This window comes from Streptomyces sp. NPDC006743, from assembly GCF_040703815.1.
Taxonomy (GTDB): Bacteria; Actinomycetota; Actinomycetes; order Streptomycetales; family Streptomycetaceae; genus Streptomyces.
The window spans coordinates 1-20,830 of the sequence record NZ_JBEYJA010000008.1; the positions used below are offsets into that span (position 1 = coordinate 1).

17 protein-coding genes are annotated in these 20,830 nt (G+C 73.0%); 5 read left to right on the forward strand and 12 right to left on the reverse strand.

All coding sequences use genetic code 11. The features are described from left to right. Nucleotides 1–63: 63 nt before the first annotated feature. From ABZ719_RS09320 to ABZ719_RS09340, 5 genes are all read right to left on the reverse strand, one after another. A complete protein-coding gene (locus tag ABZ719_RS09320; RefSeq protein ID WP_199811577.1) occupies nucleotides 64–540 on the reverse strand; it encodes an SPW repeat protein in 477 nt (158 codons plus the stop codon). Between the two features lie 135 nt (nucleotides 541–675). Further along, nucleotides 676–1,068 (reverse strand): cytochrome c oxidase subunit 4, encoded by a 393-nt coding sequence (locus ABZ719_RS09325; protein ID WP_366724599.1) that lies wholly within the window; start codon nucleotides 1,066–1,068, stop codon nucleotides 676–678. Further along, nucleotides 1,065–2,783: a cytochrome c oxidase subunit I gene (gene ctaD, locus ABZ719_RS09330; RefSeq protein WP_366724601.1), complete on the reverse strand. Its 1,719-nt coding sequence runs from the start codon at nucleotides 2,781–2,783 to the stop codon at nucleotides 1,065–1,067. Before ctaD ends, ABZ719_RS09325 begins: the two co-directional genes overlap by 4 nt. 18 nt (nucleotides 2,784–2,801) lie before the next feature. Then, entirely contained in the window at nucleotides 2,802–4,325 is a 1,524-nt protein-coding gene (hpnR, locus tag ABZ719_RS09335) for a hopanoid C-3 methylase HpnR (RefSeq protein ID WP_366724602.1), read from the reverse strand. Nucleotides 4,326–4,570: 245 nt separating this feature from the next. Then, nucleotides 4,571–5,380: a sigma-70 family RNA polymerase sigma factor gene (locus ABZ719_RS09340; RefSeq protein ID WP_366724603.1), complete on the reverse strand. Its 810-nt coding sequence runs from the start codon at nucleotides 5,378–5,380 to the stop codon at nucleotides 4,571–4,573. Between the two features lie 279 nt (nucleotides 5,381–5,659). On the opposite strand from ABZ719_RS09340, the gene ABZ719_RS09345 reads away from it, so the two are divergent. Both ABZ719_RS09345 and ABZ719_RS09350 read left to right on the forward strand, forming a co-directional pair. Next, nucleotides 5,660–6,787 (forward strand): enolase C-terminal domain-like protein, encoded by a 1,128-nt coding sequence (locus tag ABZ719_RS09345; protein WP_366724604.1) that lies wholly within the window; start codon nucleotides 5,660–5,662, stop codon nucleotides 6,785–6,787. Nucleotides 6,788–6,964: 177 nt separating this feature from the next. Then, complete coding sequence (locus ABZ719_RS09350; protein WP_366724605.1) at nucleotides 6,965–7,759, forward strand: SAM-dependent methyltransferase; 795 nt, start codon at nucleotides 6,965–6,967, stop codon at nucleotides 7,757–7,759. A 70-nt stretch (nucleotides 7,760–7,829) separates the two neighbouring features. Here the strand turns inward: ABZ719_RS09350 and ABZ719_RS09355 are convergent, their stop codons facing one another. The 4 genes from ABZ719_RS09355 to ABZ719_RS09370 all read right to left on the reverse strand — a co-directional run bounded on the left by ABZ719_RS09355 (nucleotide 7,830) and on the right by ABZ719_RS09370 (nucleotide 12,156). Continuing rightward, on the reverse strand, nucleotides 7,830–8,030 hold the full coding sequence (locus ABZ719_RS09355) for an antitoxin (RefSeq protein ID WP_037855187.1): 201 nt from the start codon (nucleotides 8,028–8,030) through the stop codon (nucleotides 7,830–7,832). Between the two features lie 144 nt (nucleotides 8,031–8,174). After that, nucleotides 8,175–11,228, reverse strand: coding sequence for a glycosyl hydrolase (locus ABZ719_RS09360; RefSeq protein ID WP_366724606.1), 3,054 nt, complete (start codon nucleotides 11,226–11,228; stop codon nucleotides 8,175–8,177). A gap of 131 nt (nucleotides 11,229–11,359) precedes the next feature. Beyond that, a complete protein-coding gene (locus ABZ719_RS09365; protein WP_366724607.1) occupies nucleotides 11,360–11,839 on the reverse strand; it encodes an ATP-binding protein in 480 nt (159 codons plus the stop codon). A gap of 161 nt (nucleotides 11,840–12,000) precedes the next feature. After that, complete coding sequence (locus ABZ719_RS09370; RefSeq protein WP_199811576.1) at nucleotides 12,001–12,156, reverse strand: DUF6131 family protein; 156 nt, start codon at nucleotides 12,154–12,156, stop codon at nucleotides 12,001–12,003. 162 nt (nucleotides 12,157–12,318) lie between these two features. Between ABZ719_RS09370 and ABZ719_RS09375 the strand changes: the two genes are divergently transcribed. Further along, on the forward strand, nucleotides 12,319–12,774 hold the full coding sequence (locus ABZ719_RS09375) for a hypothetical protein (RefSeq protein ID WP_366724608.1): 456 nt from the start codon (nucleotides 12,319–12,321) through the stop codon (nucleotides 12,772–12,774). Between the two features lie 684 nt (nucleotides 12,775–13,458). Here ABZ719_RS09375 and ABZ719_RS09380 read toward each other — a convergent pair. After that, nucleotides 13,459–14,253 carry a polysaccharide deacetylase family protein gene (locus tag ABZ719_RS09380; RefSeq protein ID WP_366724609.1) on the reverse strand — a complete coding sequence of 265 codons (795 nt, stop codon included), beginning with the start codon at nucleotides 14,251–14,253 and terminating at the stop codon, nucleotides 13,459–13,461. Nucleotides 14,254–14,514: 261 nt separating this feature from the next. Between ABZ719_RS09380 and ABZ719_RS09385 the strand changes: the two genes are divergently transcribed. Next, on the forward strand, nucleotides 14,515–17,889 hold the full coding sequence (locus tag ABZ719_RS09385) for a pyruvate carboxylase (protein WP_366724776.1): 3,375 nt from the start codon (nucleotides 14,515–14,517) through the stop codon (nucleotides 17,887–17,889). 207 nt (nucleotides 17,890–18,096) lie between these two features. Here the strand turns inward: ABZ719_RS09385 and ABZ719_RS09390 are convergent, their stop codons facing one another. Beyond that, nucleotides 18,097–19,386 carry an amidohydrolase gene (locus ABZ719_RS09390; RefSeq protein WP_366724610.1) on the reverse strand — a complete coding sequence of 430 codons (1,290 nt, stop codon included), beginning with the start codon at nucleotides 19,384–19,386 and terminating at the stop codon, nucleotides 18,097–18,099. A 165-nt stretch (nucleotides 19,387–19,551) separates the two neighbouring features. Between ABZ719_RS09390 and ABZ719_RS09395 the strand changes: the two genes are divergently transcribed. Next, nucleotides 19,552–20,379, forward strand: coding sequence for an alpha/beta hydrolase (locus ABZ719_RS09395; protein ID WP_366724611.1), 828 nt, complete (start codon nucleotides 19,552–19,554; stop codon nucleotides 20,377–20,379). Nucleotides 20,380–20,428: 49 nt separating this feature from the next. Here the strand turns inward: ABZ719_RS09395 and ABZ719_RS09400 are convergent, their stop codons facing one another. Further along, nucleotides 20,429–20,743 carry a hypothetical protein gene (locus ABZ719_RS09400; RefSeq protein ID WP_366724612.1) on the reverse strand — a complete coding sequence of 105 codons (315 nt, stop codon included), beginning with the start codon at nucleotides 20,741–20,743 and terminating at the stop codon, nucleotides 20,429–20,431. Nucleotides 20,744–20,830 lie beyond the last annotated feature (87 nt).

The following is a 20,830-nucleotide window of genomic DNA, read 5'->3' on the forward strand; positions in this document are numbered from 1 at the left end:
CGTGCCCGCACGGGCGTGCGGGCACGGCGCGCTTCCTTGTGTCAGCGGTGGGTTGGTGGTGTGTCAACGCTGGTGGGTACGGCCCCGGCGTGCCACGCCGATCGTCAGTCCCATGGCCGCCAGACCGAGTGCGGCGGTCACCGCACCGACCCAGCAGTTGTTCCAGATGATGCCCGCCCGCGCGCCGTGTGTGAGGGTGACCACCCACGGGGAGATGAACAGCCACACGCCGAGCGGCACGAGCGCCCACGCCAGCCGGAACATGCGTTCCGGGGCCAGCGCCAGGCCGAGCCCGATCACGCCGATGGTGATGCCGACGATCAGGTTGTTGACGGTGATGGCGGGCTGGATCGCGAAGTGCACGACCCACGGTGAGATCGCGGCGTAGAGGCCGGCCAGGACGACCAGGCCTTCTATGGCGATCGCCGGGGCGCTCGATGCGGTGCGCTCGAGCCGTTCCCGCATCTCCGCCATCTCGGGATGCGAGCCCATCATCTCCGGATGGGCGCCCACGTCACTGGAGCGATGTGGATACGACATTTCTGTCGTCTCCTCTCCAAAAGGGGGTTCCTTTGCCTTATGCAAGGGTTCCCCCGTAGGAGTGACTTATGCACCTTTTATCCCGAATTCTCGGCCGAGGGTGATGACGGGACCCTCACCGCGCGGCCGCGGCGGTCAGCCGTCCTGACGCCCCACGTAGGCGAGCACCATGCCGATCAGGCCGACCGCGAGAAGACCGATGCCGATCATGAAGAGCCAGAACCCGTAGATGATGCCGAGGGCGCAGATGGTGACCGCCGCCGCGGTGATGACGGGGTGCCCGCTGTGCGGCGGGAAGAAGTCGACCCGGCCGCTGCGCTCGTGGATCTCACCCGTCGGCCGGTCCTCGGGGCGTTCGCCCTTGCGCCGGTGGTTGACGAGGCAGAAGAAGGCGATCACGGACGCCATGAAGCAGGACACCGTCAGGGCGGCGACGCCCGCCGGCTCCCGCGCGAACCAGATGTAGGCCACGTCGGTGAGCAGGAAGAACACGGCCACCCCGGCGAAGAGGTAGGTCTCGGATTTCATTCGCTCTGCGTCCCCAGGGTGTCGGGTGTGGGCTCCACGGTTCCGTGCCCGGACGCCGGCAACTCCCGCATCATGTCCGGATGGTGCAGGTCGAAGGCGGGGGAGTCGGACCGGATGCGGGGCAGTGCGGTGAAGTTGTGCCGGGGCGGGGGACAGGACGTCGCCCACTCCAGCGAGCGGCCGAACCCCCACGGGTCGTCCACCTCCACCCGCGCCCCGTCCCGGCTCGTCCTCCACACGTTGTACAGGAACGGCAGCGTGGACAGGCCGATCAGGAAGGCGCCGATCGAGGACACGGTGTTCAGCGCCGTGAACCCGTCCGCCGCGAGGTAGTCGGCGTAGCGCCGGGGCATCCCCATCTCGCCGAGCCAGTGCTGGACGAGGAAGGTCGTCTGGAAGCCGACGAACAGCGTCCAGAAGTGGATCCTGCCGAGCCGCTCGTCCAGCAGCGTGCCCGTGATCTTGGGCCACCAGAAGTAGAGCCCGCCGAACGTCGCGAAGACGATCGTCCCGAAGAGCACGTAGTGCAGGTGGGCCACGATGAAGTAGCTGTCGGTGAGGTGGAAGTCGAGCGGCGGGGAGGCGATGAGGACGCCGCTGAGGCCGCCGAGCAGGAAGGTGACCATGAACCCCAACGACCACAGCATCGGCGTCTCGAAGGAGAGACTGCCCTTCCACATGGTGCCGATCCAGTTGAAGAACTTCACCCCCGTGGGAATGGCGATCAGGAACGACAGCAGGGAGAAGAACGGCAGCAGCACCCCGCCGGTGGCGAACATGTGGTGGGCCCACACCGTGGCCGACAGCATGGTGATCGCGATCGTCGCCCCCACCATGCCGACGTAGCCGAAGACCGGTTTGCGGCTGAAGACCGGGATGATCTCCGTGACCACGCCGAAGAACGGCAGCGCCACGATGTAGACCTCCGGGTGGCCGAAGAACCAGAACAGGTGCTGCCACAGCAGGGAGCCGCCGTTGGCGGGATCGTAGATGTGCGCGCCGAACTTGCGGTCGGCCTCCAGCGCCAGCAGCAGCGCCGTGAACACCGGGAAGGCCAGCAGCGCCAGGATCGAGGTGAACAGCACGTTCCAGGTGAAGATCGGCATCCGGAACATCGTCATGCCCGGCGCCCGCAGGCACAGGATCGTGGCGATGAAGTTGACGGCGCCGAGCGTGGTGCTCAGACCCGCGATCGCCAGGCCCAGGGCCCACAGGTCACCGCCGTGCCCCGGGCTGTGCTCGGCGCTGTTGAGCGGGGCGTAGGCGAACCAGCCGAACGGCGCCGCGCCCTCGTCGACCAGGAAACCGGACAGCACCGTGAGCCCGCCGAACAGGAAGAACCAGTAGGTCAGCGCGTTGAGCCGGGGGAAGGCGACATCGGGGGCGCCGATCTGCAGCGGCATGATCGCGTTGGAGAACCCGGCGAACGTGGGGGTGGCGAACAGCAGCATCATGATCGTGCCGTGCATGGTGAACAGCTGGTTGTACTGGTTCTCGTCCAGGAACTGCAGTCCCGGGCGCGCCAGCTCGGCCCGCATCAGCATCGCCATGATGCCCGCGGCCAGGAAGAAGCCGAACGAGGTGACCAGGTACAGGTGGCCGATCTTCTTGTGGTCGGTCGTGGTCAGGTAGTCCCGGATCCGTTCACCGGTGCTGGGCCGGGCCGGACGCGGGTTCCTGCGCGGCGCCCCCACGCCGGGATGTGTGTGTGACATGAACGCCCTCCACGCGCCTCACGGGGTCCGGTCGGCCGGGCCGTCCAGGGGACGGGCGGGCCCCGGCCCCGAACGCGGCACCGGCTTGGTGTGGATGTACAGCTCGCGCCGGTCGCCGACCGGGGCCCCGGGCGGGAGCGGCAACTGGTGGCGGACGGGGCGGCGGTGGTCGGCGAGCTGGCGCTGCGGGTTGTACACGCGGTTGAACTTCCACAGCATCCGGGCGAAGTTGGTCTGGCCGTGCGCCAGCCGGCCGGCCAGGATCCGGGCCGCGCCGAACGCCGTGCGCAGCCCCAGGTGCTTGCGGTTGATGACGGACTGGGTGCGCACCAGCTCCTCGTAGAAGCGGGGCAGCGGCAGGGTGGTGGGGACCACGGCGTGCTGGATGTCGAACAGGCGGTAGTCCCGGGTGGTGAGCCGCCGGGCCTCCGTGTGCCAGATCTCCGTGCCCGGGTAGGGGGTCATCACCGTCAGGTGCACGATCTCCGGGACGGACAGGGCGAACTCGCGCACCAGACGGAAACGCTCCTCGTCCCAGGCCGGGTCGACGATGAGGTTGATGGCCACGTTGATGCCGAGCCGCCGCGCTGTCTCCAGCGCCCGGAAGTTGTCGTCCGGGTTGACGCGCTTGCGGAACTGGTCCAGGCCCTCGGCGTCCAGGGCCTCCATGCCCAGGAACATGTAGCGCAGGCCCAGCCGCGTCCAGCGCTCGAACACCTCGGTGTTGCGCAGCAGCACGTCGGCGCGGGTCTCCAGGTAGTACTGCTTGCGGACCCGGCGGCGTTCCAGCTCGGCGGCGATGGCGTCACCGTGCTCCGGCCGGATGAAGGCGACGTCGTCGACGATGAAGACGTTCGGCTCGGCGATGGAGGCCAGTTCGTCCGCGGCGGCGCGCGGGCTCGCCTTGCGGTAGCTGCGGCCGTAGAAGGTCCACGCGGAGCAGAAGGAGCAGTCCCAGGGGCAGCCGCGGGTGAACTCGATGGAGGCGCAGGGGTCCAGCTCGCCGATGAAGTAGCGGCGGCGGTGGCGCATCAGGTCCCGGGCCGGGCGCGGTTCGTCGATGCCGTGCATCATGAGCGGCGCCGGGCCGTGTCCCGCGTTGGTGACGATGCCGGGGACCTCCTGGAGGCCGCCGTCGCGCACCGCCCGCAGCAGCGGCGCCATGGCCGGTTCCCCCTCGCCCCGCACGACGGCGTCGACGGCGCCGCCCGACTGGCGCAGGACGTCGTCGGCGACGAAGGAGACGCTGTGCCCGCCGAAGAAGACGAAACACTCCGGCAGCGCCTGCTTGACGGCGCCCGCCAGGCCGATGGCCTCCGGGATGTTCGCCAGGTAGTTCAGCCCGAAACCGACCGCCTGCGGCCGGAAGGAGAGCACGACGCGGCGCAGGTCCCGATGGCGCAGCACCTGGAGGTCGACCACCCGCACCTCGTGCCCGGCGTCACGGGCCGCGGCGGCCACCCGCTCCAGACCGAGCGGCTCCAGCCGGAGGAAGATCTCCGAGTACATCAGGGCACTGGGATGGACGAACAGGACACGCATGGATCACCTCGGGTTCCGCGGCGGGTGCGGGGGAGTGACCGCCCGCCGGTGGGCGTAAACAGGCGTCAGCCGTGTGGCGCAGCGCCCCGTGCGGGCGGGCGCCCGCGCCCCGGCGCCCCACCCGGCCGGCCCGCGCCGCCCGTGGGTGCTGGCATCACGCCTGACCTGTCCGGGAGTCCGCCCGAGGGCGCCGGTGTCGCGCCTCACCTCGTGGGGTGCGCGTCCGACCGTGCCGGCGCCGGGCCTCACCGCTCCGCCAGACGGTCCCGCAGCCGCGCGCAGCTCTGCGAGATCAGCCGGGACACGTGCATCTGGGACAGGCCCACCGCCTGGGCCACCTGCTGCTGCGTCAGCGACTCCAGGAAGTACAGGCACAGCACCCGGCGTTCCCGGGCCGGCAGGGCGCGCAGCACGGCCCGCAGCGCCACCCGGTCGGTGACCCGGTCCAGTGCGGGATCCTCGGCGCCGAGCGTCTCGGCCAGCGGTCCGGCGCGGCCGAACCCGCGCTCCTCGTCCAGCGACGCCGGACGCCGGGCGCCCTCCACCTGGAGCGCCAGCCGGACGTCCTCCCCGGCCATCCCGGTCGCCCGTGCCAGCTCCGCCGCGCTCCCGCCGTCGCCGTGCCCCGAACGGCGCAGCGTCTCCTGGGCCGCCCGCAACCGCCGGTGCTTGTCCTGCAGGGCCCGGGGGACCCGCAGGTCCCACGCGCAGTCGCGCAGATGGCGCCGCACCTCGCCGTCCACGGTCGGCACCGCGTACGACAGGAACGCGTGTCCCCGCCGGGGGTCGAACCGGTCCACCGCCTTCACCAGGCCCATGCAGGCGACCTGGTAGAGGTCCTCCTCGCCCTCGGCGTGCGTGCTGTGCCGGCGCGCGATCCTGCGCGCCATCGGCAGGAACGCGCGGATGGCCTGCTCCCGCAGGGCCGCACGCTGAGGTCCGGGCGGGCAGGAGGCCATCCGGTACACCAGTTCCTGGTCCTCGGACGTGCCGGAGTGCCGGGAGGGCAGGGTGCGGCGGGCACCGCGTCCCGGGACGCTGGTAGAGGTCTGCACGGCGGGTTTCCCATCGGTGGACGGCTGCGCCCGGCGTCCAGGACGGGTCGGGGCAGGCGCACGAGTGCTTCATTCGGACCCGCTGCGCGAGCCGTCCATGCAGGACTTCCCCCGCCTGCCGCGCACGTTCCGCCCCAGGGGTGACCCGCCGGTGTGTCGGCCGGCCCGTTCGACGGCATGCCGGGGGGCCGCCGAGGTGACCGGCACCGCCGTGCCGTTTACGCACCCGGCTCCCGGGTCACACGCAGGACGGCAGAGCCGTCGTCGAAGGAGTCAGCCATGGAGTGCGCGCGGATCGACGCCGTCGACGTCCACGCCTTCGAACTGCCCACCGACGGGCCCGGCGGCACGGAGCAGGACGGCACCCTGGAGTGGGACTCCACCACCATGGTGCTCGTCCGGGTGCACGCGGGCGGCCGGACCGGCCTCGGCTACACCTACGGGGACGTGTCGGTCGCCGCCTTCCTGTCCGGCACCCTCGCCCCGCTGCTGACCGGCCGGGACCCCTCCTCGCCGCCGGCCCTGCGGGAGCTGATGGGCCGGCGGATCCGCAACGCGGGCCGCCCCGGCGTGGGCGCCATGGCGGTCTCCGCCGCCGACATCGCCCTGTGGGACCTCAAGGCCCGGCTGCTGGAACTGCCCCTGGTGCACCTCCTGCCCGCCTACCACGACCGGGTCCCGGTCTACGGCAGCGGCGGCTTCACCAACTACCCCCCGCAGCGCCTTGCCGACCAGCTCGCCGGCTGGGTCGAGCAGGGCATCCCCCGGGTCAAGCTCAAGACGTCCCGCGACCCCGAGAGCGACCCGCGGCGGCTGGCCGCGGTGCGCCGGGCGATCGGGGAGGGCCCCGAACTGTTCACCGATGCCAACGGCGCGCTGGGCCGCAAGGAGGCCCTGTACTGGGCCCGCCGGTTCCACGAGGAGTGGGACGTACGGTGGTTCGAGGAGCCGGTCAGCTCCGCGGACATCGAGGGGCTGCGGAGCCTGCGGGAGCACGGTCCGGCACGGCTGGAGATCACGGCCGGGGAGTACGCCTACACCAGCCGCGACTTCGTCAACCTCGTCGAGGGGGGCGCGGTGGACTGCCTCCAGGCGGACGTCACCCGCTGCGGCGGCATCACCGCGGTCCTGGAGACCGGCGGACTCGCCGCGGCCCGGGACCTCGACCTCTCCGCGCACTGCGCCCCCGCCGTCTCCGCCCACGCCTTCTGCGCCGTGCGGCGGCTGCGGCACCTGGAGTACTTCCACGACCACGTCCGCTTCGAGCACCTCGTGTTCGACGGCACCCTCTCACCCGACGGCGGCGCCCTGCGGCCCGACACGTCCAGGCCCGGCCTCGGCCTGGACGTCAAATGGGCCGACGCCGAACCGCACCGGGTGTACGGGACGCGCCCGGCCCCGGCCTGACCGCCGCCCCGGCCCGACGGCGGACCCGACGGCGGCGCCGCGTACTCGCGTAAGCCGCCATCAAGACGCCCCGGCCCGAACGGCGCCGCCGCCAACTCGCTTACGGGCGGCGGAAACAGTGTGCGAGACTGCGGTGATCGACAGCCCGCCCGATCCACTCGCACGACGGAGTCCGCCATGGCGACCGGAACCCCCGACCTGCCGTCCCCGCAGATCGACACCAGCAAGGCCCATCCGGCCCGGGTGTACGACTGGCTGCTCGGCGGCAAGGACAACTACCCCGTCGACGAGGCCGTCGGCCGCAAGCTGCCTCCCGAGGCCCACCACGCCGCCCGGCAGAACCGCGCCTTCATGAACCGCGCCGCGGCCTGGCTCGCCTCGCGCGGCCTGGACCAGTTCCTCGACGTCGGCACGGGCATCCCGACGGAGCCGAACCTGCACCAGATCGTGCAGCGTGCCGTCCCGACCGCCAAGATCGTGTACACCGACAACGATCCGATCGTGCTGCGGCACGCCGAGGCGCTGCTGGTCAGCCACCCCGACGGGGTCACCGACTACATCGAGGCCGATGTGCGCCGCCCGGCCCAGATCCTCGAACACGCCCGCGAGATACTGGACTTCGGGCGCCCCGTCGTCCTCTCGCTGATCGCGCTGATGCACTTCATCCCCGACGACGAGGTGGCCCACGGCATCGTCCGCGAGCTGCGCGCCGCCCTCCCGTCGGGCAGCTACCTCGTGCTGTCGCACGCCGCCTCGGACCTCTATCCGGAGCTGGCGGAGCAGGTCACCGCCGAGTACGCCAAGGGCGGCATCCGCCTCGGCTTCCGCACCCGCGCGGGAGTCGCGCACTTCTTCGACGGCCTGGAACTCGTCGAGCCCGGCCTGGTGACGGCCACCGAGTGGTTCAAGCAGTCCCCGGCGCCGCGGCCGGAGGGCAGCGGCATCTACGCCGGCGTCGCCCGCGTCCCCTGACGGTGCGGCGGGGCGGCACAGCCGCCCCGGCCGTCAACGGTGATGAACGTCCTCAGAGGGTGAGTCCGGGTCAGCGCGGCGGCTGGTCGGTGCCGGTGCCCCGGTCCTGGTCGCCGAGCTGCTCCCGGAGCCTGTCCTGAGCCGTGTCCACCTGGCCGCGGTACTTGCCCTGGGTGCGTTCGTCGATGTAGTCACCGCCCTTGTCGATCCCCTTGCCGGTCTGCTCCTCGTGCCCCTTGAGCAGCCCCTTGAGCTTGTCCATCATGCTCATCGCGTACTCCTTCACGGCGTGGTTCCCTTCCAGCATGGCCCGCCCGTCCGGGGGACGCATCCGCAGGCGGAGCGGGGGCGAGGGCCGCGGCGGGGGCGGCCGAGGCCCCCGAAGGGGGCCGGGGCACCGCGCCGGAAGGTCCTGTCAGCGCACCCGCTCCTGCCGGTAGGGCACCAGGCGCACCGGTCCGAGGAGCCCGTACGCCTGGCGGGCGGCGGCGCCGAACACGTCGGGCCGGGCGACCCGCAGCCGGTTCAGCAGAGGCGTGGCGACCTCGATCTCCAGTGTGTTGCGGCCGGGGCGCAGCCACGGACCGAGGTCGAGCACCGGGTGCAGCCGGTCCACCGGGTCCAGCGCCCTGCCGTTGACCACGACCCGGCAGGTGTCGCTCACCTGCCCCAGTTCCAGCAGCGCGCCCGTGTCCTCGTCCCAGGAGCCGGGCAGGGACACCGTGGTGCGGTAGCGGCCGACGCCGGCCACGTCGGCGAGGTCCGGGATCTGCGACCAGGGCAGGAGTTCGTCCAGGGCCAGCCGGTGCCGGGTGACGGCGGTGTCCGTCGCGCGGGCCCCGGGCCGCCAGTCCTCCACCTCCAGCTCCCACCGGCCGGGCGTGACCGGAGCGGGCACCGCCGCGAACCGCGTGACGACCGTACGCCCCTGGGAGAGCCGGGTGGTGCGGGTGCCCGCGGTGGCCGACCGGACGACCAGGCCGTCCCCGGTGAACAGCGCCTCGTCGGCGTCGGTGGCCACCACGTGCGGCCGGTCGCCGTGCCGGTCCCCGAAGGACCCCGGCCGGGCCAGGGCGACGATCAGCGTCTCGCCGGGCTCCAGGGCGGCCCGCAGCGTGATCCCGTCGCCGTCCTCCGTGTACCGTGCCAGGCGGACCGCCTTCCCGCTCCACGCGTCCAGCACGTAGGGCACGGTCCCGCGGCCCCGGGTGCGGCGCAGCGTCACCTCGTGGTCGACGCGGGCGACGGGCGGCTTGACGGTCTCGGCGTGCTTGCCGTTGCACAGGTAGTAGAAGTCCGCCTCCTCGGTGGTCCGGTGGGCGTTCAGGAGCGTGGACGGCAGGGCGTGGTGTACGTCGGGCCGCACCCCGAGGCCGGCGAGGGCGTCGCCGACGAGGGCCTTGTCGGCGACCCGCCGTACGTGAGGCAGGGCGAACAGCCGGGCCATCACCTCCCGCAGCGCCGCCGTCTCCCCGGGCGCGGGGACCCCCGGTGTGAGCGCCTGGTCGAAGGCGCCGAGCACCACGGTCGGCAGGCCCGCCTCGGCGAACTCCAGGAGCTTGCGGGCTTGCGCGAGGGCCAGTGTGGGAGAGGAGCCGTAGAAGAAGTCGCCCTCCAGGAACAGGGCCTTGTAGGCCGGGCCGTCCGGGGCGAGCCGGCCGTCCCGCACCGTCGCGTTCGGCAGGTCGAGCAGCGGTCCGCTCAGGAACTGGTGCGTCCAGCCCAGCGGCACCCCGGTGGAGGTGAACCAGGACGCGCCGATCCCGGTGGCCGAGTAGCCGGTCTGCCGGAACACGGCCACGTCCGCCCGGGCCGTACCCGCTTGGAGCACGCGGTGCACGCGCCCCAGGTAACCGGCGACGTCCTCGGCGTGCCGCCACGTGGGCTGGCGCGGTCCCCACGACTCGCCGTAGCCGGGGGTGCCGTTGTAGGGGCTGAACGCGGCGAAGCCGGGCCAGGCGGCGCCCGGCGCGGTGGCGTAGGAGAAGCCGTGCAGGACCGTCTGGTTCACGCCCGCCGCGTACGCCCCGCCCATGGTGCGCAGGATCCGGTCCCAGGTGGTGCTGTACGCCGTCCCGGCGTAGGCGCCTGCCTCGCAGGACAGCACCTGGTGCCCGGCCATGTCCCGGCCGCCGGCCAGGCAGCGGTGGTCGTCCAGGTTCTTGAAGCCGAGCGACTCGCCCTCGGGGATGTCGAGCAGCGCGGCGGAGGCGATGGCGTCGGTCTGCAGACCGTAGGGCTGCGCGCGCAGGGACATGCCCAGGCCGTGCGCCCAGTCGCGCAGCGCGCTCACGTGGTGCCGGTTGAACAGGATTGAGACGGTCTCCCAGAAGTCGTGCCGGATCTGCCGGGTCAGTTCCTCCTCGAAGGCGAAGACCTGGTTGCTCCTGTCCAGCACGATCGCCGGGAGGTACGGCAGGAGCGGCCGGCCGGTGTGCTCCTCGAAGGCCTCGGGCAGGGCGGGCGTCCACTGCAGGCCGTCGGTCTCCAGTTCGATGGAGTCCTCGAAGAAGGCCCCGCCCGCCGCCTTGAGCAACTGCCGGACGGCGGGCGTGAGCAGCTCGCGTTCCCAGTAGCCGGTGATCGCGGCGGTGCCGGCCGGGCTGAAGTGGTCGACGACGTACGCGGCGGGGGAGGTGTGCGGTCCCGACTCCGGCTGCCCGCCGGAGCCGCGCTGCCAGTAGGAGAGCACCACCCAGTCGCCGTCGGCGGGCGCGGTCCAGGTGAGGGTGCCGTCGCTGACCAGGGCGGTCAGGTCGGTCACGGAGCCGGCGTCCAGACCCGTCTCCTTGCGGGTGGAGTTGGCCGGGTTCACCCGGGCCGCCTGCACGGCGAGGAGCCGCTGGCGGGTGACGGAGGACGCGGGCGCGCGGACCGGCGCCGGGACCGGGCCGTCGAAGGTCGCTCCGCCGGCGAGGCCGGCGCGTCCGTGGGCCAGTTCCTTGGCGGCGGCCTCGTCGTCGGGCCGGACGCCGGGGACGGAGGCGGGCCAGCTCGGGCCCAGGGTGATGTCGATGGTCAGCCCACGCCGCGCGGCCCGGCGCAGCGCCGCTTCCACCCCGTCGCGCCAGGGCCGGCTGCCCCAGCCGTGGCGGGCGGTGTCCAGGACGGACTTGTCGCTGATGCTGTGGTGGACGGCGGCGATCTCGGCCCCGCCGAAACCGGCGTCGGCCATCTGGTCGACCTCGCGGGCGACCTCGTCGGGGTCGACCAGCCCGTCCGGCCACCACCAGCGGAACTTGGGGCGTACCGCCCGGGCCGGACGGGCGAACCAGCCGGCGTCCAGCCGTTCGTGTGCCGCGGGGCCGGTGAAGGTGCCCGGCGCAGTGGTGCCCCGCGCCGGGTTCGTCGCCGCGGTGGCCGCCGCCGAGGGGCCCTGGCCGAGCGCGGACAGCGCCCCAGCGCCCAGGCCCGCCGCCAGAACCGTGCGCCGCGCCGTCCCGCCGCGCCGCGATGTGGATTCGTGCATGACTTCCGTCCCCAGCCGTGCGATCGTGGTTGAATCGTTTCAAACACGCTGGACGCGGGAACGCTAAGGCCGCGGCGGTGCCGCAGTCAAGATCCATGACATGGGGCGGAACGGGGCGGGGAAGGGTGCGGCTACCCGGCCGCCGGACGCGTGGGCAGCCGCAACTGGGCGGTGATCTCCTTGCCGGTGTCACGGTCGGTGACGGTCAGACTGCCGCTGAGCGCGCCGACGATCTCCAGTCCGTGGCCGCCTACGCGCCGCCCGTCGCGCGGGCGGGGCCGGGGCGGCAGGGGTGAGGTGTCCCACACGCTGATCCGGACCACTCCGCTCTCCGGCTGCGCTTCCAGGCGCAGCCCGCAGGGGCCGGGGGCGTGCCGTACCGCATTGGTGATCAGCTCGCTGACCACCAGTTGCGCGTCCTGTGCCACGCGGTCGGGGACGTGGGCGCGGCCGGTGACACGGACTCGGTCCAGGAACCTGCCGACGGCTGCCCGTGCCTCCGCGGCGGTGATCGTCCCACTGTCCCAGCGGGCGTCCCAGTGCAGCACGGCGGGCGTGTTCCTGTCCCGGTCCGGCTCATCCGACGCCTTCTGCCTAAGCGGGATGGCCATACGGTTGCCTCAAACTGTCACATTGTGTTACTGCTCTTCCGTCTCTCCGGTTACCCCGCCCCGCACGGAATAGACAGGTTCGTTCGGCGAACCGGTGCGGGACGGGGTGCCGTGTGCGTGTGCCGGAAGGGCGGGTGACGGTGGGGCGACCTACGGGTCGGTCACCAGTAGTGACGGTGACCGGCCACCGCGTGCCCCATGGAGCCCAGCACCCACAGCACCGCGCCGATGACGGCCAGGATGATGCCGATGGTCCACAGGATCGAGATGCCGGTGACGAAACCGACGATGAGCAGAATGACGCCGAGGAGGATCATGGCCGCCTCCTGTAGGGGGTAGTACTTCCTCCACTGTGCACCCAAAAAGCGGCAAGTGGGTATGTACATACGGAAAACTGACCAACTGGTGTCAGTCGGTCATGAGGGGATCTTCCCGGTCTTCTCGTTCGTTCAGGGTTCCCTTCCAGTGGAGGTGCGTCGGTGCGTACAGGACTGCTGCGTTCGGTCGGAGCGGCGACGGCCGTGTACGGAGCCGTGGCGGCGTACCGGCCGAACTGGCTGGCCCGTCCGGTGGGTCTGGTCGACCCGGACGGGACCACCCGGCCGCACACGGCCATGGCCCTGCGCCCGCTGGCGTGGCGCGACGCCGCGAGCGGACTGGCCATGCTGCTCGCGCCCCGCGGCCCGGCCCTGGTCACCGCGACCGCCGTGCGCATCGCCTCCGACCTGGGGGACGCCGTGCTGTTCGGGACGGGTGTCACCGGCCGCGTGCGCCGGGCGGGCACGGTCGTGACCGCGCTGGGCTGGGCCGCCCTCACGGCGGCGGCGCTGGCCGCGAGCCGGGACGTCGGGGCGGCGGACGGGGGCGCCATGGCCGCCGAACGGGGCCGGACGGCGGCCGGCCGGGGTGGGGTGGACGGCGTCCACGGGGACTGAGCCGCTGGTCACGAGGGGTGGCGGTCGCCCTTCGGAGGGGGCGCGGCGCCGAACCGGCCGGGACGACTGCTGAGGGGCGGGGAACGGCCCGCCCGCCGGGCCGTGCCGCGGCGCCGGCGTGGGGCTGTGCCGGGACCCGTAGCTGCTCGGCCGGCTGCGTCGGCGGCTCGGTGCGCAGGACTCGCGCCCAGCACGCGTGGGGTTGAGTCCCGGGCGTCCGCTCGGACGCGGGGCAGGGTGCCGCCGTGGCCCCCGTCGTCCGGCCGCACCGGGCCACGGTGTGGACACACCTGACCGGGTCTCACCCGGAGGCCGGCCTCACCCGCGGCGGATCCTCCTCCGACGGCCGGCGGCCGGCCGGCCTCAACCAGGGGCGGGGCCCCGCCTCGTCGGTGCGCAGGACCGGCGGCCGGGAGATCCAGCCGCCGCGGACACACTTCTGATGGCGGGCGGTCCGGCCGGGGCGCACGCCCGGTGCTTCAAGGCGCCCAGTGACCCGGGCGCGCCGGGTCTTGGCGCGACCGGCGGGCGGGGGAGAGCCTGGCGATCCGGGCGCACGCCCCCATCGGGACGCGCCCGGTTGCCTGGATGGTCCCCGCCGTCCGGGCAACCACGGCCGTCTGGGCGCCCCCCGGCCGGGGTGGACCGGACGGCCGGGGGCCGGGGGCGGCCGGGTGGGTGGGTTCAGCGCACCGGGAAGCCGAAGGAGTAGCCCTGCTGCTTCAGCCAGGGCAGGATCTCGCGCAGGGCTTCCACGGTCTGGGTGCGGTCGCCGCCCGCGTCGTGGAAGAGGACGGTCGGCCCGTTGTGGATCTCCTGCTTGACGGTGGCGACGATGGCCGCGGTGCCGGGCCGCTCGAAGTCCTTGGTGTCCACGTTCCAGCCCAGCGGCCGCATCCCGCGGGACGCGGCGAGCTGACGGCTGTACGGGGTGAACGCCCCGCCCGGCGCGCGGTAGTACATCGGCCGGACGCCGCCGGACGCCTCGGTGATCATCTTCTCGGCGTCCAGGATCTGCTGCGACTGGTAGGCCTGCGACTTGTGGTCCATGGAGGTGTCGTGGGACACCGTGTGGTCGCACAGCCGGTGCCCGGCGGCCAGCACGGCCTTCACCATGTCGGGGTACGCCTTGGCCTGCGTGCCCACCATGCAGAACGTGGCCTTCACCCCGTTCTCCCGCAGCACCTCGAGCACCTTCGGCGTCCAGGTGGGGTCCGGCCCGTCGTCGATCGTGATGTTGACGCCCCGGGCCCCCTTGTCCGAGGAGTGCGCGATGGTCACGTCCACCTTCGCGGCGGAGCCCTGCGCGCCGGCTCCCGCCGCGGACGCGCTCGCCGACGCGTCCCCGTGCGCCTTGCCCCCTCCGGAGGGGTCGGCCTGCGCGGTCCACACCGAGGTCGCCGCGGCCACCGCAGTCACCCCGAGCGCCGCTGCCAGGACCCGTCCGTGCCAACCCCGTCCGCCGCCATGCCGCACCATGTCCCGCCCCGCTTCTCGCAGTCTTCCGTGTTGTCGTGCACTCCAGATGACGACGAAACCGCCGTGCGGGATCCCGCTGTTACGGATCACTGACAATTCCGCGGACGACGTGCGACACTCCGCGGCCTGCGGACGCCTCCTGACGGCCCGTCGGGCGCATCCGCACACCCGTGAGCGCGACGAGTGGCCCGGTTCACATGGCGTGCCGGGAAGGTGACCGACACCATGGTCCTCGTCACCGGCAGGCCGAAGGGATCCAGGATGTTCCGCAAGGTACTGGTCGCCAACCGCGGCGAGATCGCCATTCGCGCGTTCCGCGCCGGATACGAGCTGGGCGCGCGCACCGTCGCCGTCTTCCCCCACGAGGACCGCAACTCGCTGCACCGGCTCAAGGCCGACGAGGCGTACGAGATCGGTGAACCCGGGCACCCGGTGCGGGCCTACCTCTCCGTCGAGGAGATCGTCGCCGCGGCGCTCCGGGCCGGCGCCGACGCCGTCTACCCGGGCTACGGGTTCCTCTCCGAGAACCCGGAGCTGGCGCGTGCCTGCGAGCGGGCCGGGATCACCTTCGTCGGCCCGGACGCCGGCACCCTCGAACTGACCGGGAACAAGGCCCGCGCGGTGGCCGCCGCGCGCGCCGCCGGCGTGCCCGTGCTCAGCTCCTGCGCCCCCTCCACCGACGTCGACGAACTGGTCCGGGCCGCCGGGGACATCGGTTTCCCCGTGTTCGTCAAGGCCGTCGCGGGCGGCGGCGGACGCGGGATGCGACGGGTCGAGGACCCGGCGGCGCTGCGCGAGTCCATCGAGGCCGCCTCCCGCGAGGCGGCCTCCGCGTTCGGGGACGCGACCGTCTTCCTGGAGAAGGCCGTCGTGGAACCCCGTCACATCGAGGTGCAGATCCTCGCCGACGGCACGGGCGAGGTCATCCACCTCTTCGAACGCGACTGTTCGCTCCAGCGCCGCCATCAGAAGGTCATCGAACTCGCCCCCGCCCCGAACCTGGACCCGGCGCTGCGCGAGCGGATCTGCGCCGACGCGGTCCGCTTCGCCCGCGAGATCGGCTACCGCAACGCGGGCACCGTGGAGTTCCTGCTCGACCGCGACGGCAACCACGTCTTCATCGAGATGAACCCGCGCATCCAGGTCGAGCACACCGTGACCGAGGAGGTCACCGACGTCGACCTGGTCCAGGCACAACTGCGCATCGCCGCCGGCGAGACCCTGGCCGACCTCGGACTGTCCCAGGACACGGTACGACTGCGCGGCGCGGCCCTGCAGTGCCGTATCACCACCGAGGACCCGGCCAACGGCTTCCGCCCCGACACCGGCCGCATCAGCGCCTACCGCTCACCGGGCGGCTCGGGCATCCGCCTGGACGGCGGAACCACCCACGCGGGCACGGAGATCAGCGCCCACTTCGACTCCATGCTCGTCAAACTCACCTGCCGGGGAAGGGACTTCAAAGCCGCGGTCGGCCGGGCCCGGCGCGCGGTCGCGGAGTTCCGCATCCGCGGCGTCGCCACCAACATCCCCTTCCTCCAGGCCGTCCTGGACGACCCCGACTTCCAGGCCGGGCGGGTCACCACGTCGTTCATCGAGCAGCGCCCGCACCTGCTCACCGCCCGCTCCTCCGCCGACCGCGGCACCAAGCTCCTGACCTACCTCGCCGACGTCACCGTCAACAAGCCGCACGGGGAGCGGCCCGAGACCGTCGACCCGGTCACCAAACTCCCGCCGCTGCCCGCCGGCGAGCCGCCCGCCGGCTCCCGGCAGCGGCTGGTCGAACTCGGTCCGGAGGGATTCGCCCGGCACCTGCGCGAGTCACCCCTCCTCGGCGTCACCGACACCACCTTCCGCGACGCCCACCAGTCCCTGCTCGCCACGCGGGTGCGCACCAAGGACCTCCTGGCCGTCGCCCCCGTCGTCGCCCGCACCCTGCCCGGCCTGCTCTCCCTGGAGTGCTGGGGCGGCGCCACCTACGACGTCGCGCTGCGCTTCCTCGCCGAGGACCCCTGGGAGCGCCTGGCCGCCCTGCGCGAGGCGGTGCCCAACATCTGCCTGCAGATGCTGCTGCGCGGCCGCAACACCGTCGGGTACACGCCGTACCCGACGGAGGTGACCGACGCCTTCGTACAGGAGGCCGCGGCCACCGGCGTCGACATCTTCCGCATCTTCGACGCCCTCAACGACGTGGGCCAGATGCGGCCGGCCATCGACGCCGTACGCGAGACGGGCACGGCCGTCGCCGAGGTCGCCCTGTGCTACACCGCCGACCTCTCCGACCCCGCCGAGCGCCTGTACACCCTGGACTACTACCTGCGCCTGGCCGAGCAGATCGTCGAGGCGGGCGCGCACGTCCTGGCCGTCAAGGACATGGCCGGACTGCTGCGGGCGCCCGCCGCGGCCACCCTGGTCTCGGCGCTGCGCCGCGAGTTCGGCCTCCCGGTCCACCTGCACACCCACGACACCGCGGGCGGTCAGCTCGCCACCTACCTCGCCGCGGTCGGGGCCGGCGCCGACGCGGTGGACGGGGCGGTCGCCTCGATGGCGGGCACCACCTCCCAGCCGTCGCTGTCGGCGCTCGTCGCCGCCACCGACCACAGCGAGCACCCCACCGGCCTGGACCTGAAGGCCGTCGGTGACCTGGAGCCGTACTGGGAGAGCGTCCGCAGGATCTACGCCCCGTTCGAGGCGGGCCTGGCCTCGCCGACCGGACGGGTCTACCACCACGAGATCCCCGGCGGACAGCTGTCCAACCTGCGCACCCAGGCGGTGGCCCTCGGCCTCGGCGACCGCTTCGAGGACATCGAGGCGATGTACGCCGCCGCCGACCGGATCCTGGGCCGCCTGGTGAAGGTCACCCCTTCCTCCAAGGTGGTCGGTGACCTCGCCCTGCACCTGGTGGGCGCGGGCGTCGCACCGGAGGACTTCGAGCAGAGCCCCGACCGGTTCGACATCCCCGACTCCGTCATCGGCTTCCTCCGCGGCGAACTGGGCACCCCGCCCGGCGGCTGGCCGGAGCCCTTCCGCACCAAGGCGCTCAAGGGCCGCGCCGAGGCCAGGCCCGTCACGGAGCTGAGCGCCGAGGACCGCGAGGGCCTGGACAAGTCCCGGCGCTCCACCCTGAACCGGCTGCTGTTCCCCGGCCCGACCCGCGACTTCGAGCAGCACCGCCAGGCCTACGGCGACACGAGCGTGCTCGACAGCAAGGACTTCTTCTACGGTCTGCGTCCGGCGAAGGAGTACGCCGTCGACCTCGAACCCGGGGTACGGCTGCTGATCGAGCTGCAGGCCGTCGGCGAGGCCGACGAACGGGGCATGCGCACCGTGATGTCCTCCCTCAACGGCCAGCTGCGTCCCATCCAGGTGCGGGACACCGCCGCTGCCTCCGACGTCCCGGTCACGGAGAAGGCGGACCGGACCGACCCCGGCCACGTCGCGGCGCCCTTCGCCGGTGTGGTGACCCTGGCGGTCGCCGAGGGCGAGGACGTGGCGGCCGGGGCGACCGTCGCGACCATCGAGGCCATGAAGATGGAGGCCGCCATCACGGCCCCGAGGTCCGGCCGGGTGGGCCGGCTGGCCATCAACCGCATCCAGCAGGTGGAAGGCGGCGATCTGCTGATCGAGGTCGTCTGACCGGGCTCGGCCCGCTCCCCGACCCGGGAAGGGGAGCGGGAGAGAAGCGCCGGACGGGGCCGGGGGACGGGGCGGAGGGCCGGGGACCGGTGCCTGGCCTTCGGCCCGGGTCTTCGGCCCTCGCCATTCGCCCCCAGTCTTCGGCCTCCGGCCTCCGGCCTCCGGTCCGCCGGGGCCGTGGGGGGGCAGGGCGGGCCGCGGGGCGGCTCACCCGTCCGTGGCCTCCGTCCGCCCCAGCCAGGACCGGGCGGTGGCGGTGAGCGCCGTGACGCCCGTACGCAGCGTCGGCCCGACGACCGGGGCGAACAGCGGAGAGTGGTTGGACGGCAGGGCACGGGCCACCCGGGAGAACTCCTCGAAGGTGCGGGCCGCGGCGAAGTCCGCCGGGTCGGCGCCGCCCAGCAGCCAGTAGACGCACGGGGCCCCGGCGGCCTCTGCCAGCATGCCGATGTCCTCGCTGCCGGTCGCGGGGCCGGGATCCACCACCCGTGCCCCGCCCAGGACTTCGGCGAGCGTGCGCCGCGTCCGCTCGGAGGCCTCCGGGTCGTTGACGACCGCCGGGAACGACTCGGTGACGGTGATCTCCGGGTCGCGGGGTGCGCCGGAGGCGGCGGCCTCGGCCCGCACGATCCGCTCCACGGCCCGCAGCACGGACGTCCGTACCGCCGGCTCGAAGGTGCGTACCGTCAGCAGGAGTTCCGCGCGGTCCGCGATGACGTTGGGCTTGTTCCCGGCGTGCAGGGCGCCGACGGTGACCACCGCCGTGGAGGTGCCGGCGACCTCGCGGGCGACGATGCCCTGCAGCCGCAGGACCGTCGCGGCGGCCATGAGGACCGGGTCGACGCACGCCTCGGGCCGCGAACCGTGGCCCCCGCTGCCGTGCAGGACCACGCGCAGGGAGTCGGAGGCGGCGAACGCCGGGCCGCCGTGCAGCCCGACGTGTCCCGCGGGCAGCGGTGCGACGTGCTGGCCGAGGACGACGTCGGGGCGGGCGAACCGCTCGAAGAGACCGTCGTCGATCATCGCACCGGCGCCCCGGCCGACCTCCTCCGCGGGCTGGAACACCAGCAGCAGGGTGCCCCGCCATGCGGAGCGGTCCGCCGCGAGCCGCGCCGCGGCGCCCAGCAGACAGCTGACGTGCATGTCGTGGCCGCAGGCGTGCATCAGGGGCACGGCGTCGCCGTCGCCGTCCGTCGCCCGCGCGGTGCTCGCGTAGGGCAGGCCGGTGCGCTCCTCCACCGGCAGCGCGTCCATGTCGGCGCGCAGCGCCACCGTGGGCCCGTCGCCGTTGCGCAGGACACCGACGACGCCCGTGCCGCCGACGCCGCTGGTGGTCTCGTACCCGGCAGCCCGCAGCCGGTCCGCCACGATCCGCGCGGTGCGGTGTTCGCAGAAGGCCAGTTCGGGGTGCGCGTGGAGGTCGCGGTAGAGACCGGCCAGATCCCGGTAGTCGGGGACTTCCGGGACGTCGGGACGCGGGGACGCACTGCTGGGCATCGTGCCACCTTCCGGTGCTCGCGGCCGGCGCCGCCGCCGGGACGTACCGCTCGGTCACAAGATAGCCAGCGCCTGATCCCGTCGGTCGGGGGCCGTCGAATTGCGGTGCCCGCGGGGGCGGGGACGATGGACCGGGGGCCCTGAGAGCGGCGAAAGGTGTCGGGCATGCCCGTGTGCAGCACACGAGACGGTGTGGAGATCTTCTACAAGGACTGGGGCCGCGGACGGCCCGTGGTGTTCATCCACGGCTGGCCGCTGAACGGCGACGCCTGGTACGACCAGCTCAAGGCGGTCGCCGACGCCGGGTACCGGGCCGTCGCCCACGACCGCCGCGGCCACGGCCGCTCCACCCCGGTCTACGACGGCTACGACTTCGACACGTTCGCCGACGACCTCGACGACCTGCTCACCCATCTCGACCTGCGCGACGTCACGCTGGTCGCGCACTCCATGGGCGGCGGTGAACTCGCGCGGTACATCGGCCGGCACGGCACCGGACGGGTGCGCTCGGCCGTGCTCCTGTCCGCCATCACCCCGCTGATGCTGCAGGGCCCCGGCAACCCCGAGGGGGTCCCGCAGAGCGTCTTCGACGACATCAAGTCGGGCATCCTCAAGGAGCGTTCACAGTTCTGGAAGGACACCGCCGAGGGCTTCTTCTCCGCGAACCGCGCGGGCAGCAAGGTCACCCAGGGCAACCGGGACGCCTTCTGGTACATGGCCATGGCCCAGACCATCGAGGGCGCGGTCGCCTGCGTCGACGCCTTCGGCACCACGCCCTTCCACGAGGACCTGAAGAAGTTCGACGTGCCCACCCTGGTCGTGCACGGCGACGACGACCAGGTCGTGCCCCTCGACGCCACCGGGCGCAAGGCCGCGCAGCTCGTCCCCGGCGCCGAACTGAGGATCTACGAGGGCGGCAGCCACGGCATCGCTATGGTCGACGGGGACAAACAGCGCTTCAACCAGGACCTGCTCGACTTCCTCGGGCGCTGACAGCGGGCGCTGAGACCGGGCGCTGAGAAGCGGCCCGGTCTCAGCGCCCTCACGGCAGGATCCGCAGCGCGGCCACCCGGGGCCACGGCTGCCCGGGGTCCTCGTTGCGCACGGCCAGCGCGACGCCCCCGCCGGTGCGGCCCGCGTCCCGCGAGGGCGCCGGCCGGGTGAACGTCACCGCTCCGTCCACCGTGACGGTGACGGCCGCGGGCGACACATCCAGCCGGACCCGGTGCGACCCGGCGGAGGCCAGCCGGCGCACCGTCGTACGGGCCGGGGCGCCCGGGATCCGCTCGGTCGTCCTCACCGTGTGGGCACCGACCGTGAGGACGCACGGGTACGCGCTGCCGTCGCGCACGGTCACGGACACGCTGTCGCGGGTGCCCTCCCCCTCCAGCCGGCCGGACCGGACCGGTCGGGAAGGGAATGCCGGATTCGTCAAGATGTGCCG

Bases quoted from the DNA above. Each gene is read 5' to 3' on its own strand.
- ABZ719_RS09320 (WP_199811577.1), bottom strand. From the start codon at position 540: ATGTCGTATCCACATCGCTCCAGTGACGTGGGCGCCCATCCGGAGATG.
- ABZ719_RS09325 (WP_366724599.1), bottom strand. From the start codon at position 1,068: ATGAAATCCGAGACCTACCTCTTCGCCGGGGTGGCCGTGTTCTTCCTG.
- ctaD (WP_366724601.1), bottom strand. From the start codon at position 2,783: ATGTCACACACACATCCCGGCGTGGGGGCGCCGCGCAGGAACCCGCGT.
- hpnR (WP_366724602.1), bottom strand. From the start codon at position 4,325: ATGCGTGTCCTGTTCGTCCATCCCAGTGCCCTGATGTACTCGGAGATC.
- ABZ719_RS09345 (WP_366724604.1), top strand. From the start codon at position 5,660: ATGGAGTGCGCGCGGATCGACGCCGTCGACGTCCACGCCTTCGAACTG.
- ABZ719_RS09350 (WP_366724605.1), top strand. From the start codon at position 6,965: ATGGCGACCGGAACCCCCGACCTGCCGTCCCCGCAGATCGACACCAGC.
- ABZ719_RS09355 (WP_037855187.1), bottom strand. From the start codon at position 8,030: ATGAGCATGATGGACAAGCTCAAGGGGCTGCTCAAGGGGCACGAGGAG.
- ABZ719_RS09360 (WP_366724606.1), bottom strand. From the start codon at position 11,228: ATGCACGAATCCACATCGCGGCGCGGCGGGACGGCGCGGCGCACGGTT.
- ABZ719_RS09365 (WP_366724607.1), bottom strand. From the start codon at position 11,839: ATGGCCATCCCGCTTAGGCAGAAGGCGTCGGATGAGCCGGACCGGGAC.
- ABZ719_RS09370 (WP_199811576.1), bottom strand. From the start codon at position 12,156: ATGATCCTCCTCGGCGTCATTCTGCTCATCGTCGGTTTCGTCACCGGC.
- ABZ719_RS09380 (WP_366724609.1), bottom strand. From the start codon at position 14,253: ATGGTGCGGCATGGCGGCGGACGGGGTTGGCACGGACGGGTCCTGGCA.
- ABZ719_RS09385 (WP_366724776.1), top strand. From the start codon at position 14,515: ATGTTCCGCAAGGTACTGGTCGCCAACCGCGGCGAGATCGCCATTCGC.
- ABZ719_RS09390 (WP_366724610.1), bottom strand. From the start codon at position 19,386: ATGCCCAGCAGTGCGTCCCCGCGTCCCGACGTCCCGGAAGTCCCCGAC.
- ABZ719_RS09395 (WP_366724611.1), top strand. From the start codon at position 19,552: ATGCCCGTGTGCAGCACACGAGACGGTGTGGAGATCTTCTACAAGGAC.